11 protein-coding genes are annotated in these 13459 nt (G+C 73.1%); 8 read left to right on the forward strand and 3 right to left on the reverse strand.

From position 1 onward, the window contains the following. Nucleotides 1–71 precede the first annotated feature (71 nt). The 4 genes from AB0A95_RS34255 (at nt 72) to AB0A95_RS34270 (ending at nt 6074) form a co-directional block, all read left to right on the forward strand. Entirely contained in the window at nt 72–203 is a 132-nt protein-coding gene (locus AB0A95_RS34255; protein WP_357559915.1) for a hypothetical protein, read from the forward strand. A gap of 290 nt (nt 204–493) precedes the next feature. After that, a complete protein-coding gene (locus tag AB0A95_RS34260; protein WP_357559925.1) occupies nt 494–1105 on the forward strand; it encodes an RNA polymerase sigma factor in 612 nt (203 codons plus the stop codon). Then, nucleotides 1105–2304 (forward strand): CU044_5270 family protein, encoded by a 1200-nt coding sequence (locus tag AB0A95_RS34265; RefSeq protein WP_357559916.1) that lies wholly within the window; start codon nt 1105–1107, stop codon nt 2302–2304. Before AB0A95_RS34260 ends, AB0A95_RS34265 begins: the two co-directional genes overlap by 1 nt. Then, nucleotides 2301–6074, forward strand: a complete 3774-nt coding sequence (locus AB0A95_RS34270) for a S8 family serine peptidase (RefSeq protein ID WP_357559917.1) — start codon at nt 2301–2303, stop codon at nt 6072–6074. Before AB0A95_RS34265 ends, AB0A95_RS34270 begins: the two co-directional genes overlap by 4 nt. A 132-nt stretch (nt 6075–6206) precedes the next feature. Here the strand turns inward: AB0A95_RS34270 and AB0A95_RS34275 are convergent, their stop codons facing one another. The 3 genes from AB0A95_RS34275 to AB0A95_RS34285 form a co-directional block, all read right to left on the reverse strand. Further along, complete coding sequence (locus AB0A95_RS34275) at nt 6207–6920, reverse strand: hypothetical protein (RefSeq protein WP_357559918.1); 714 nt, start codon at nt 6918–6920, stop codon at nt 6207–6209. Nucleotides 6921–7018: 98 nt separating this feature from the next. Further along, nucleotides 7019–7681: a response regulator transcription factor gene (locus AB0A95_RS34280; protein WP_357559919.1), complete on the reverse strand. Its 663-nt coding sequence runs from the start codon at nt 7679–7681 to the stop codon at nt 7019–7021. 77 nt (nt 7682–7758) lie between these two features. Then, nucleotides 7759–8886: a sensor histidine kinase gene (locus AB0A95_RS34285; RefSeq protein ID WP_357559920.1), complete on the reverse strand. Its 1128-nt coding sequence runs from the start codon at nt 8884–8886 to the stop codon at nt 7759–7761. Between the two features lie 143 nt (nt 8887–9029). Here AB0A95_RS34285 and AB0A95_RS34290 point away from each other — a divergent pair, with 143 nt between their 5' ends. The 4 genes from AB0A95_RS34290 to AB0A95_RS34305 form a co-directional block, all read left to right on the forward strand. Next, on the forward strand, nt 9030–10037 hold the full coding sequence (locus AB0A95_RS34290; RefSeq protein ID WP_357559921.1) for a carboxymuconolactone decarboxylase family protein: 1008 nt from the start codon (nt 9030–9032) through the stop codon (nt 10035–10037). Further along, nucleotides 10030–10482 (forward strand): DUF6220 domain-containing protein, encoded by a 453-nt coding sequence (locus AB0A95_RS34295; protein WP_357559922.1) that lies wholly within the window; start codon nt 10030–10032, stop codon nt 10480–10482. Before AB0A95_RS34290 ends, AB0A95_RS34295 begins: the two co-directional genes overlap by 8 nt. Next, nucleotides 10479–12218: a multicopper oxidase family protein gene (locus tag AB0A95_RS34300; RefSeq protein WP_357559923.1), complete on the forward strand. Its 1740-nt coding sequence runs from the start codon at nt 10479–10481 to the stop codon at nt 12216–12218. Before AB0A95_RS34295 ends, AB0A95_RS34300 begins: the two co-directional genes overlap by 4 nt. Before the next feature lie 162 nt (nt 12219–12380). Beyond that, nucleotides 12381–13459 (forward strand): non-reducing end alpha-L-arabinofuranosidase family hydrolase (locus AB0A95_RS34305; protein WP_357559924.1); only part of this gene is annotated, 1079 nt, incomplete at its 3' end.

Below are 13459 nucleotides of genomic sequence, written 5' to 3' on the forward strand. Positions count from 1 at the left end.
TCCGGTTCGGGAGGCGGCATGGGGAAACGGGCCGGCCGGAAGACCGACACCGCGCCCCATGCCGACCTCACGTGCTCGACGCGAAGGGGCTGGCCGCGGCCAAGCGTGAGCTGTACGTCCTGCGGGCCGGGCTGGTCGTCCAGCGGCGAACCGCCCCGGCGGGTGTGCAGCCGGGGCGGTCCAGTTCGCGCGCGATGGCCTAAGAGGAGAGTGTGCCGGTTCGCAACCGGCCTTGGCCGCGCGCGACGTCCAGGAAGGAGCCGGGAACGGGGCGGGGGCGGTGCGCCAGGTGGCGGGGATGCACCATGGCTTCCGGATAGTCGTCGCCGGGCGTGAAGGGGATCGCTGTCATCGGGCGTAGAGGGGTGTCAGACGCATGACGCTCCCTGGAGGACAATCCTATGACCGGAACCCTCTCGTGACCGGGCCACCCGTGTGTGCGGTCGCTCCCGGCTCCCGGGCCGGCACCGACCCGCCCGACGGCCTCGGCGCGGTGGCCGACGTTGTCCTGATCAGGCTGTCGCGCGCCGAGCCGGAGAGGTTCGCGCTGCTCTTCGACAGGTACTACCCGGAGATCCACCGGTTCGCCGCGAACCGGCTCGGCCCGGCCGCCGCCGACGACCTGGCGGCGGAGACCTTCCTGATCGCCTTCGCCAAACGGACCCGATTCGATGCGGGAGACCCCGCCGACGACGGTGCCCCGGCCGAGCGCGCACCGGGCGGGCACGTCCGGGCGTGGCTGTACGGCATCGCCACGAACCTCGTCCGCCGCCAGCGGCGTAGCGAGCAGCGGCGCTACCGGGCAATGGCCCGGGCACCGCGGGACCAGTCCGTCGTCGGTCACGACGAGCGGATAGCCGCGATGGTCAGTGCGCAGAGCGTGCACCGCGATCTGGCCAGGGCACTGGCCTCACTCTCGGCCCGGGACCGGGACGTACTCCTGCTCGTCGCGCTCGGCGAACTCACCTACCACGAGGTCGCGGCAGCCCTGGAAATTCCGTACGGCACTGTCTGTTCCCGGCTCAGCCGGGCGCGTCGCAAGGTGCGCGAGGCGCTTGGCGACACCGATCCGAGCGGCCACGATCGAGACCTGGGGGACCTGTGATGGACGACGTGCGGATGATTCGCGACGTACTGGGGAAGGCTCCGGCACCGTCCGACGAGGCGACGGCGCGGGCCCGGGCGGCCCTGCTCGTGCAGGCTCGGGCCGAATCCGCGTCGGGCACCGTGGCGTCGCCGTGGCGTCGCCGTGTCGCAGCGGTGCGTACCCGGCCGGCGGGCCGCAGTGGCCGGCTCGGCGCCCGGTGGTGGCACGTGTCGCTCGGCGGGCTCGGCATCTCGGCTGCGGTTGCCGCGGCGCTTGTCGTGCCGGCGATCCTCGGGCCGGCGACGCTTCCCGGCGGCCCGGACCGGGGTGGGGTGGGCAGCCTCCCCGCCACGGTCCCGATCGGCGACGGCGACGACGCCGGGACGGTGCTGCGGCTGGTCGCCGCGAACGCCCGGCTCGACCGGGCCGTCGAGGCCCGGCCAGGGCAGTTCATCTACCGGGTGGGCGAGGAACGGTCCCTGTCGCTGATCGGCGATGTCGACGGTGCCGGGCCGCTGGCCAGGGTCTGGCTGGCTCGCCGGCACGAGATGTGGTACACCGTGGAGGGCCTGCGGTCGGCGCGGACGCGCATCACCGAGGGGGTCAGCCGTACCCCGCTGACCCCGGCCGACGCCACGCTCGCCCGCGACCTCGGGTACGACCTGACCGCCCCGCCGCAGGTCGAGGAGTACGGGCCCGCGCCCGACTACCAGCCGCCCGCCGACTGTGCGAGCTGCCCGGCGGTCCGGGACCCGGGCGATGTGTACCGGCCGACGCCGGCGTACCTGGCGAGCCTGCCGACCGATCCGGCCCGGCTACTGGACACCCTGCGGGAGGCGGTCGGTGACCAGAACAAGCACTCTCCCGACGCACAGGTCTTCACCAGGGTCCTGGACCTGCTCCGGGAGGCCGCCCCGATCGTGCCTCCCGACGTTCGGGCGGCCCTCTACCAGGCGGTCGCACTGATTCCCGGAGTCGAACGGGTCGAGGGCCGGGTCGAACTGGCTGGTCGGCAGGGTGTCGCGATCGGCCGCGTCGGTGAGTCGACCGGGGACGAGACCCAGCGGGAGGAACTGGTCATCGACACGGCGGGGCGTGAACTGCTCGGCTTCCGTACGGTGCAGATCCGGACCGCGCGCGGCATACCGGCCGGGACCGTGGCGGCAGTAGACGTGCCCACGTTCACCATCGTCGACCGGGTCGGTGAGGTCCGATGACCGCCGGGAAGAGTTGGTTGCGGGTCGGCGGTGGACGGCGACTACTGGCCGTCGCACTGTCCGTGGCGTCGCTCCTCACTGTTGTGCCGTCGGACGCGGCGGCCGGTGCCCCTTCCGCCGGATCGACGCGGGCAGCCGGCGACGGCGCGACGGCCGGTGCCGGGCGGGGAGTGCCGAGGACCGCCGGCACTGTGACGCTGATAACCGGGGACGTGGTCCGGCTGGATCCGGAGGGCGAACCCTCGGTTGCGCCGGCTGCCGGGCGGGACGGGGCCGCCCCGGTCCGGGGCGTCTCGTACGCCCGCTACCAGCGTGACGGCGCCTGGTACGTGGTCCCCACCGACGCCGTACCCCTGCTGCGGGCGGACCTGCTCGACGAGCGGCTGTTCGACGTCACCGGCCTGTTGGCCCAGGGGTACGACGACAGCGCCAGTCCGGTGCTGCCGTTGCTGGTCCAGTACGCCGACCCCGGCCAGGCCCGGCGGGCGGTCCCGTTGGCGGGAACGAGGGCCCGCCGGGTGCTGCCCGGGTTGAACCTGACCGCGAACGACCAGCCGAAGGCGGCGGGGGCCCGGTTCTGGGCGGACCTGGTCCGCCAGGCGAACCCGGCGGCCCGGAGCATCAGCGGCGGCGTCCGGAAGGTGTGGTTGAACGCCCGTTACCGGGCGAGCCTGCATCGGAGTGTGCCGCAGATCGGCGCGCCCACGGCGTGGCAGGCGGGCTACACCGGCAGGGGTGTCACTGTCGCGGTCCTCGACTCCGGGTACGACACCGACCATCCGGACCTGGCCGGTCGGGTGTCGGCGGCGCAGGACTTCACCGGGACGGGGAGCGTCGAGGACCGGTTCGGCCACGGCACCCACGTGGCGGCGACCGTCGGGGGCTCGGGGGCGGCCGGTCGGCATCGCGGTGTCGCCCCGGACGCGAAGCTGGCGGTGGGCAAGGTCCTCGACGACTCCGGCGATGGATCCGAGGAGTGGATTCTCGCCGGCATGGAATGGGCGGCCACGAAGGCCGGTGCGAAGGTGGTGAACCTGAGCCTCGGCGGCGCCCCGAGCGATGGCACCGACCCGGTCAGCCAGGCGGTCGACCGGCTCAGCGCGGAACACGGCACCCTCTTCGTGGCCGCCGCCGGCAACAGGGGGGCGTACGCGCCGGTGTCGGCTCCGGCCAGCGCCGACGCCGCGCTCGCGGTTTCCAGTGTGGACTCCGCCGATCGGATCAGCGAGTTCTCCAGCCGGGGACCCCGGGTCGGGGACGGGGCACCGAAACCCGAGCTGGCCGCGCCGGGGGAGGCGATCCTGGCCGCCCGGGCGACCGGGGCGTACCCGGGGATCGCCGGTGACCCCGACCACGTGCCACTCTCCGGCACCTCGATGGCCGCACCGCACGTTGCCGGGGCGGCGGCGATCCTCGCGCAGCGGCACCCCGAGTGGACCGGTGCGCAGCTCAAGGCGGCCCTGGTCGGCGCCGCCGCGCCGGCCCGGGAGTCCCGGGTCTTCGACGTCGGCGCCGGCCGGATCGACGTGGCCCGGGCCGTCACCCAGCCGGTGCGGGCCGAGGTGGCGTCCCTCGCCATGGCTCTGCCCTGGGGGGCGCCGGGCGGCACCCGGCAACTGACCTACCGCAACGACGGGTCGACGCCTGTCACGCTGCGGCTGGCGCTGAGCCTGGCCGACACCGCCGGCCAGCCGGCACCGCCGCAGCTGGCCACGCTCGGCGCGACGGCCCTCACCGTGCCGGCCCGGGGCAGTGCCTCCGTCCCGGTGCGGATCGCCGGGCGGCAGCGGGCCGGGACGTACGGCGGGGTCGTGGTCGCCACCGCCGGGGGGACAAGCGTCCGCACCCCGGTCGGGGTGCGGCAGGCCGCCGAGACGCACGAGGTGACCGTCCGATTGCTGGACCAGCAGGGCCGGCCCAGCGACAGCGGCATCACGATGGTGGTCGGCATCGACGCCCAGACCGCCGGTTTCCGGGACTTCGTGTCCGGATCGGGTTCGGTGTCGGTGCCCGCCGGGCGGTACGCCCTGCTGTCCAGCGTCTATCTGCCGCCACCGCCGAACGGCGGGCTCCGGACCGCCGTACTCGGTTATCCGGGTCTGACACTTGCCGACGACACCACGGTGACCCTGGACGCCCGGTGGGCCCGGGCGGCACCGCTGGGCGTGGCCGACCAGCCGGCGGCGACCGAGGGGCTGCGCGATGTCGTCATCGGCGCGCGGTGGCCCGGCGACCCGATCAACACCGGCATGTTGAACATCTTCGAACCGGGCTTCGGCGAGGTGCTGGTGGGCAGCGCACCCGGGGTGAGCGCGGAGGAGTTCAGCCTCACCGACAGGGCGGTGCTGGAACGGCCGATGCTGCAACTGTCGGCGACCGCACCGGAACGGTTCCCGGTTCGGGTCGGCTGGCTCTGGAAGCCCGGGCCGACACCACCCTTCGAGGGGACGGCGCGACTTCCGGTCGTCCGGCTCGTTGTCGGTCCGACCGGCGAACTGCCCGACGTGGACGTGGCAGACGCGCTCGCCGTGCTCACCTCCTCTGCTGACGAGGCGGAACCGTTCGCGCTGGCCCCGGTGGTACGCCAGCTCCAGCAGCGGGGCGCCCGGATGGTGTTGCTGGCGACCGGGCAGTTCGGTTGGGCGGGTGAGCCACTCGCCCTGCCGACAATCACTTCGGGACCCGGATACCCGGGGCTCGACCGATTCGTCGAACTCGCCGCTGCGGGGACACTCACCGCGACCGTGACCGGAAAGCCGGTCAGTCCATACCGCTACCAGCTTGGCTACCAGGTTCGGGGCGGGATCCCGGCGGACCTGGCGTACCGGCCGACCACCGGGGAACTGGCCGCCGTCCCGACCGGCTACCACGACGCGGGCGAGGGGGTACGGCAGGTCCGCGCGAGTCTCCGGCTCGGCGACGAGCACTACGGGTTGTTCGCGTCGACGCCGGTGTTCGCGCCACTGCGACGTACCGAGTACTACACGCCGGGCAGTTGGCGGATCTCACTCGGAAACGGCATCTCCCCGGCGGTGGCGAGGACGGAGCTGAGGCTGCGGCCGGGGGCCAACCCGGCGGTCAGCTGGGACAGGGCGGTGGTGGGGCCGGCATTGACCGGGCCGACCGTGGACAACGCCGGCAAGCCGTGGGTGAGCCGGCAGGGGGACGTGGTCGACGTGACGTTGCCGATGTTCACCGACGCCAGCGGCCATCCGAGACCCACCGACGAGTTCGGTGACGGCACCACGGGCAGCACCAGCCTGTACCGGAACGGGCAGCTTCTCGGCACCGTCGCCGAGCCCGGCCGGGGGCAGTTCGCCGTGCCGGCCGCAGCGGCGACGTACCGGCTCACCGCCTCGGCGACGCACCACTCGCCGACCTGGCGGTCGAGCACGACGGTCAGCGGGTCGTGGACCTTCCGGTCCGCCACGGCATCGGGCCGGCAGCCACTGCCGCTGCTGGGAATGCTCCTCGACGCACCTGTCGACCTGCGCAACACCGTGTCGGTCGGTGACCGCCGCCCGGTGCGGATGTCGGTGCACCGGCAGGACGGGGTGGCCGGGCGGCCGGTGGTGACGGTGACTGTCGCCGCCTCGTACGACGACGGCCGGAGCTGGCACGCGGTGCCGGTCAGCCGGGACGGTGACGGCTGGCTGGCGTTGGTGCCACACAGCCGGGCCGGTCACGTGTCGCTGCGGGCGAACGCCGCCGACGCGGACGGCAACGCGGTGGAGCAGACGGTGCTACGGGCGTACCGGGTCGGCGGGTAGCACGGTGGGTGGGGATTCCGTCGGTGCGGAGTCCCCACCGTCCCCGCCCCGATACCCGGGCGTGGGCGGCGGGCCATCCGGTGCCGTACGACGGACGGACCCGCTGACGGGTCACGTAACGTCCGGGGGCGCTCAGATCAGGAACTCTTCCCGCATCCGCGCGCCCAGGTTGATGCCGCCGACCGCCCGTGGCCCGGCCGGATCGTGCACGGCGACAGTGTTGTTGCGGCGCATCAGCTCCCGGACGGCGGGCGGCAGTCGCGGCGGGTCGTCCATGGCCACGAGGACCTGCCCGGCACTGGAGATCAGCCCATCGGCCAGGGCGGCGGCGTCGGTGTCCACCCGCACCCGGCCGTACTCCCAGCCGGCGGTGGTCAGGTCGAGCACCTCGAACACCCGGGTCAGCAGCGGGTTCGGGTCGGTCACCCGGTCGAGCCGGGGCGCCCGACTGCCGACCACAGTGACAGCGGCGGCCACCTGCGCGTACGGGTGGAAGCCGGACGGCAGCGCGAACAGCGGCCACCGCAGTGCGGGACCGGCCTCTCGCCACAGCGGCCGGTAGTTGCGGCGGTGCACCAACAGCCGCCGGCCCGTCCGGCGGTGGATCTCCTGGGCCTGGGCCTGTAGGTCCACGTGGGCCTCGTCGGCGACCCGACCCACGATCTGGGCCGCCACCACCAGGCCGTCGTCGCTGTCCAGCGTCGCGGTGAGCGCCTGGACCTGATCGGTGAACCGGATCCGCGCGTGGGGGCCGTACCGGGTCTGCACGTCGTGCAGCAGCGCCTGCTGGCGTCCCGGATCGAGCTGGACCCGCCTGCCGCCCAGCAACCGCCGGAGCCAACGCATGTCGCCTCGTTTCAGCAGAGCCGTCGTCGGACGGCGGCAATGCTAGTGCGTCGGCCCCACCCCGTGTGCCGTCGGGTGCCCTCGGACGGCGTTGACGATCATCGACGACGCGGCGTGACAAGTCCCGACTCGTACGCCCACACGACAAGTTGGGCGCGGTCACGGCAGTGCAGCTTCGCCATCGCCCGATTCACATGTGTCTTGGCGGTCAACGGGCTGATCACCATGCGTGCGGCGATCTCGTCGTTGCTCAGCCCGCCCGCGACCAGCTCGACGATCTCCTGCTCGCGGGCGGTCAGCACGTCACGCCCGGCCGCCGGCTCGGCCGGCGGTGGGCCGGACACGAACTCGCTGATGAGCGTCCGCGTCACGGCCGGTGCGAGCAGTGCGTCGCCGCGCGCCACGACGGCGATGGCCTGGAGCAGGTCGGCCGGGTCGGCGTCCTTGAGCAGGAAACCGCTGGCACCGGCGCGGAGGGCGGCGAAGACGTACGAGTCGAGCCCGTAGTTGGTGACGACGAGGATGTGGATCGCGGCGAGGTCGGGATCGGCGGCGATGCGGCGGGTGGCTTCGATGCCGTCGAGCCCCGGCATCTGCACGTCCATCAGCACCACGTCCGGGCGCAGGCGTCGCGACAGGTGGACGGCGGAGGCACCGTCGGCGGCCTCGCCCACGACCTCCAGGTCGTCCTCGGCGTCGAGCAGGGCTCGGAATCCGGCTCGCATCAGGGCCTGGTCGTCGGCGAGCAGAACCCGGATCATCCCGGCTCCTCCCTCCGGTCGGAGCCACGACGATCCGTCGCGGACTGAGCTGGCTGGACCTCGCGCGGGGCGCTCGATCATGCGGGCTCCTCCAGCGGGAACGCAGCGCGTACCGTGAATCCGTTGTCGTCGTTGGCGGCGGCCCGCAGGGTGCCGCCGAGCCCGGTCACCCGCTCCCGCATGCCGCGCAGGCCCACGCCCGGTGTCATCGGGTGAGCCGGTGACGCCTGACCGTCGTCGGTGACCGAGACGGTGAGCCGCGCCGGGGCGTACTCGACGTGGATGTGCGCGGTGGCGGGGCCGGCGTGGCGGGCCACGTTGGTCAGTGCCTCCTGGACGACCCGGTAGCCGGCCTGGTCGATCTCGGCCGGCAGGTCCCGTGGCGGGCCGCTGACGGTGACGTGCACCGGCACGCCGGCGGCCCGGGTCCGTTCGGCGAGTTCGTCCACCCGGGCCAGCCCGACGTGGTCCTCGTCGGCGGGTGAGCGTAGGACGTCGAGGGTGGTGCGCAGCTCCCGCATCGCGGCGCTGCTGGCCTCCTGGATCGCCAGCAGGGTGGCCGACGGCTGCTCGCCGTGTTTGCGCGCGAGGTGCACGGCGATCCCGGCCTGCACCTTGATCACCGAGATGCTGTGGGTCAGGGAGTCGTGCAGGTCGCGGGCGATGCGCAGGCGCTCCTCCCCGGCGCGCCGCAGCGCCATCTCCTCGCGGGTGCGTTCGGCCTCGATCGCCCGCTGCTCGACCTGTTCCAGGTACGCCCGGCGCTGCCGTGCCACCAGCCCCGCGATGTTGGCCGACACGAACCAGCCAAGCATCAGGGCCGTCCAATCGACGATCAGCCGGGCGGGCCCGGTGGTCGGCCTCGACCAGATGTCCCGGGCGAGGAACCCACCGAGGAAGGCGAAACTGGCGGTGGCGGCGGCCACTCGGTGCCCCCGCCAGCCGGCGACGTACACCGCGCCGAGCACGGGGAACGCGGCGGAGACCCCCGGGCGCACCCGGATGTGGACGGCCAGCATGGCGACGGTGATCACGCCCAGCGCCACCACCGGATACCGCCGGCACGCCGCCACGGCTACCACCATGGCGGCGACCAGGGCGACGTCGAGCGCCCCGACCGTGGCGTCCGGGGTGAGCGCGGCGTTGCCGAGCAGGAGGGCGCCAAGGATCAGGCCACCGAGGGCGTACGGCAGATCGCGACGCATTGCCGAACTGTAGAACGGGTTGTCCGGGTGCGGAATCCACCGACCGCGGTATCCGGACGTACCGCGGGCGCGGTAGCGCCGCCCGGCCAAGTGCCTGCGACGGCACGACGTTTTCCCAGCTCGCCGGCACCAGCATCGAGCCCATGACATACCGCTTCACCACCCCAATGAAAGCGTCGGCCGCGACCGGCCGGACCGCGCAGGTCTACCGGCAGATGTCGGACGACTTCCTCGGGCCACTGCCCACGTTCCAGGTGCTCGCCGCCGTGCCGGAGGTGCTGGCCGCGACCTGGGCGCTGATGCGCGAGGCCCTGCTCGCCGGGGACGCGTCCCGGGTCGAGCGCGAACTCGTCGCGGCGGCGGTGTCCCGGGCCAACCGCTGTCGGTTCTGTGTGGACGCCCACACGATGCTGCTGCACGCGCTGGGCGAGCCGAAGCTGGCCGAGGTCGTCGTCCGGGACGGGACACCACCGCAGCCGGGGCACGCCGCGCTCGTCGGTTGGGCGCAGGCGAGCCGGAACCCCAGGGCGACCGGCTGGACCAGCCCGTACCGCCCGGAGGTCACCGGCACCCTGCTCGCCTTCCACTTCATCAACCGGATCGTGTCGGCGCTGCTCGACCCCGATCTGCTCCCCGGCGGCCTGCAACGCTCCCCACTTGTGCGTTCGGTCGGCGGCTGGCTCTCCGCGAAGACGGTCCGGGAACCGAAGGAACCCGGCCGGAGCCTCGCCCTTCTGGACGCGGGCACGACGGCGGCACCCGGTTGGGCGGGGGACAGCCCGGTCGGCGTCGCCTACGCGGCCCTGACGGACGCCGCCACGCGGGGCGGGGACCTCCTGGGCGACGTGGCGCGCCAGACCGTCACGGCCACCGTGCGGTGGGAGGACGGGCAGTTCCCGGCCCGGCCGGCGGACTGGGCCGTCGACCTGGTCCGGGACGTGCCGGGCGCCGATCGCGTCGGCACGAGGATCGCCCTGCTGGCGGCGTTCGCGCCCAGCGCCATAAGCGTCGGTGACGTCGCTCTCTGGCGTCTCTCCCATCCCGGTGACGTCGACCTCGTGCGGCTTGTCGCCTACGGGGCGATCACGGCCACCGAGCACATCGCCCAGGCACTGACCTCGGCCCACCCTCTGGGAGACCACCATGCGTAAGGCATTCGTCGCCGCCAGCGCCCTGTTGCTCGTCGCGTTCGTCCTCCAGTTCGTCTTCGCCGCCGTGGGCGGGTTCAGCAAACCCGTCGGCGACGACTCGTACGCCCTGCACAGCGTCAACGGCATGGCCGTCATCCCGGCCCTCACCCTGCTCACCGCGCTGTGCGCGGCACTGGCCAGGGCGCCGGGCCGGCTCATCGCGCTGGCGGTCCTGCCGATCGGTCTCGTCGTCCTCCAGGCGCTCCTGGCCACGCTGGCCACCGCGGCGACCGACGCGGCGGGCGTCAGCACCCCGCTCGGCCCGATCATCGGTGGGCTGCACGCCCTCAACGGGATCATCGCCGTACACGTCGTGGTCGCCGTCCTCCAGGGGGCACGGAAGCTGACCGACCCGGAGCCGGCCGACTCCACCGCCGACGTCGTGCGCGGCGGAGAGCCGGCATGACCACCGGCTCGCTGCTCGTCGTCGACCTCGTGCTCGCGGTCCTCGCGGCCGCCGGTTGGCTGGGTGGCGGCGCCGCGGCGACCGTCCGGCGTCGCCCGCTCGCGCTGGCGCTGGCGGCCGTCGCGCTGCTCGCCACGCTCGCGCGCGCGATCACCATCACCGCGCTCGCCCGCGCCGGCTGGTGGTTCGCGGCGGAGAAGGTCCTCGTCGCCGCCCCGCTGTCGCTCGCGGCGCTGGCCGCGACCGGGTCGCGGTGGCGAGCGGTCGCGGGCGACGTCCGGTCCGTCGCGCCCGGGCTCCTCTTCGCCGGGTACGCCACGAGCGGCGCCCTGCTCGTGACGGTCCTGCACGGCTACCCGGCGTCGGTGGGCGCGGGACTGCTCGCGGTCGCCGGGACCGTCACGGCGACGGCCGTGTCCTGGCGCGCTCTGGGTGTGCGCCCGTCCCGGGGGCTGTCCCGGGTGGCCCTCGTGGTGGCGGTCGGCGCGTTGGTGACCGGAGTCGGGCTGACCGTCGGCCCGGACGCCACGCCCGCCGTGCCCCATGACCATGGTTTTCCGGACGCGCGGACCAGCGACGCACCGACCCGGCGGTTCACCCTCACGGCCGGGACCGCCACGGTGCGCGCGAGTGGTCGGGACGTCGCGGCGTGGGCGTTCAACGCCCAGGTACCCGGGCCGGAGCTGACCGCCACCGTCGGCGACGTGGTGGAGGTGACGCTGCGCAACCGGGACATCGGGCGGGGTGTCACGCTGCACTGGCACGGGTACGACGTGCCGAACAGCCAGGACGGGGTGCCGGGCGTGACGCAGGAGGCGGTGCGGCCCGGCCAGGAGTTCGTCTACCGGTTCCGCGCCGACCAGGCCGGGACGTACTGGTACCACACGCACTCGGTCTCCGACGTCGGCGTGCGGATGGGCCTGTACGGAGTCCTGGTGGTCCGCCCGGGGCCGGTGGCCGGCCTCGACGTCACGGTGCCGGTGCACACGCTTGCGGGCCGGCCGCTGCCCGACGCGCGGGTGGCACCGGTCGCGGCCGGCACCCCCGTACGACTGCGGCTGGTCAACACCGACAGCACGACGCACCGCTACGCGGTGGCCGGGACGGCGTTCCGGGTCGCCGCGATCGACGGCGCCGACCTGCGGGGCCCGACGTCAGTTGTGGACACGGCCGTGCTGATCCCGGCCGGAGGGCGTTACGACCTGGTCTTCGACGCGCCGGCCACGCCTGTGGCGTTGTTCGTCGACGGGCGGGCGGTCTACTCGACAGGGCCGGTGTCGACGGTGACGGGCCACTGGCCGGTGCTGGATCCGCTCGGCTACGGCAGCGCCGCCGCGGTGCCGTGGTCCCGGTTCGACCGGACCTTCACCCTCGTCCTCGATCGTGGCCTCGACCTGCACGACCTGCTGCCCCGCTACGCGCACACCGTCAACGGCGCGGCCGACCCGGACATCCCGCCGCAGGTCGTCCGCCTCGGTGACGTCGTCCGGTTCAGGATCGTCAACCGGTCGTCGACCGTGCACCCGTGGCACCTGCACGGCCACCACGTCCTGGTGCTGTCGCGCGACGGGCGGCCGGCGGCCGGCAGTCCGTTGTGGCTGGACTCGTTCGACGTCCGGCCGGGAGAGGTGTGGGAGGTGGCGTTCCGGGCCGACAACCCGGGGGTGTGGGCCAACCACTGTCACAACCTGGCGCACGCCGCCGCCGGCATGACGATGCACCTGATGTACTCCTGACCCGCCCGACCGGAGCCGGAGATCGAAATCCGCCACTTCGAGGTTGAGGGTATGGGAGCGCTCCCGTAACATACCTGTCGCGGCCTGTTAACGCTCACAAAAGCCACCGAGCCAGCGACCACCGCCAATGTACGGGCCGCCGTCCCCTCAGGAGGGTGCTCTATGACCAGATCCAGATACACCAATGTCGGTCTGGCGTCGGCCGGCGTTGCCCTACTAGTGTCGGCGTCGGTTGTCGCGGCACTGCCGGCCGGCGCCGCGGCGGCCGGCTGTTCGGTGGACTACGCCGTCTCGTCGCAGTGGCAGGGCGGCTTCGGCGCCAACGTGTCGATCACCAACCTGGGTGATCCGGTGACCAGTTGGACGCTGACGTGGTCGTACGCGGCCGGGCAGACGGTCACGCAGTCGTGGAACACGTCGCTGACGCAGAGCGGCGCCGCGGTCACCGCGAAGAACGTGAGCTACAACGGCTCGATCGGCACCAACGCCACGGTGTCGTTCGGTTTCAACGGATCGTGGACGGGCAGCAACCCCGCGCCGACGAGCTTCGCTCTGAACGGCGTGACGTGCGGTGACGGCACGACGCCGACGACCCCGCCGACGACCGGCCCGCCCCCGACCGACCCGCCGCCGACGAGCCCGCCCCCGACGGACCCGCCCCCGACCAGCCCGCCGCCGACCCCCTGCGATCTTCCCTCGACGTACCGCTGGTCGTCGACGGGTGTGTTGGCGACTCCGAAGTCGGGTTGGGTGTCGCTGAAGGACTTCACCGTCGCGCCCTACAACGGCCAGCAGCTCGTCTACGCCACCACGCACGACTTCGGCGACAGCTGGGGTTCGATGAACTTCAGCCTCTTCTCGAACTGGTCGCAGATGGCCTCGGCCACCCAGACCGGGATGAACTCCGGGACCGTCGCGCCGTCGTTGTTCTACTTCGCGCCGAAGAACATCTGGGTGCTCACCTACCAGTGGGGGGCCGGGGCGAAGTTCTTCTACCGGACCTCGACCAACCCGACCAACCCGAACGGCTGGTCGGCGGCGCAGCCGATGTTCACCGGCAACATCACGGGTTCGGGTACGGGTCCGATCGACCAGACGGTCATCGCGGACGACACGACCATGTGGCTGTTCTTCGCCGGCGACAATGGCAAGATCTACCGGACCAGCATGCCGATCGGGAACTTCCCCGGTAACTTCGGCAGCAGCTACACGACCATCATGAGTGACACGCAGAACAACCT

Source organism: Micromonospora sp. NPDC049230 (assembly GCF_040647875.1).
Lineage (GTDB): Bacteria > Actinomycetota > Actinomycetes > Mycobacteriales > Micromonosporaceae > Micromonospora.

Bases quoted from the DNA above. Each gene is read 5' to 3' on its own strand.
- AB0A95_RS34265 (WP_357559916.1), top strand. From the start codon at position 1,105: ATGGACGACGTGCGGATGATTCGCGACGTACTGGGGAAGGCTCCGGCA.
- AB0A95_RS34270 (WP_357559917.1), top strand. From the start codon at position 2,301: ATGACCGCCGGGAAGAGTTGGTTGCGGGTCGGCGGTGGACGGCGACTA.
- AB0A95_RS34275 (WP_357559918.1), bottom strand. From the start codon at position 6,920: ATGCGTTGGCTCCGGCGGTTGCTGGGCGGCAGGCGGGTCCAGCTCGAT.
- AB0A95_RS34280 (WP_357559919.1), bottom strand. From the start codon at position 7,681: ATGATCCGGGTTCTGCTCGCCGACGACCAGGCCCTGATGCGAGCCGGA.
- AB0A95_RS34285 (WP_357559920.1), bottom strand. From the start codon at position 8,886: ATGCGTCGCGATCTGCCGTACGCCCTCGGTGGCCTGATCCTTGGCGCC.
- AB0A95_RS34290 (WP_357559921.1), top strand. From the start codon at position 9,030: ATGACATACCGCTTCACCACCCCAATGAAAGCGTCGGCCGCGACCGGC.
- AB0A95_RS34295 (WP_357559922.1), top strand. From the start codon at position 10,030: ATGCGTAAGGCATTCGTCGCCGCCAGCGCCCTGTTGCTCGTCGCGTTC.
- AB0A95_RS34300 (WP_357559923.1), top strand. From the start codon at position 10,479: ATGACCACCGGCTCGCTGCTCGTCGTCGACCTCGTGCTCGCGGTCCTC.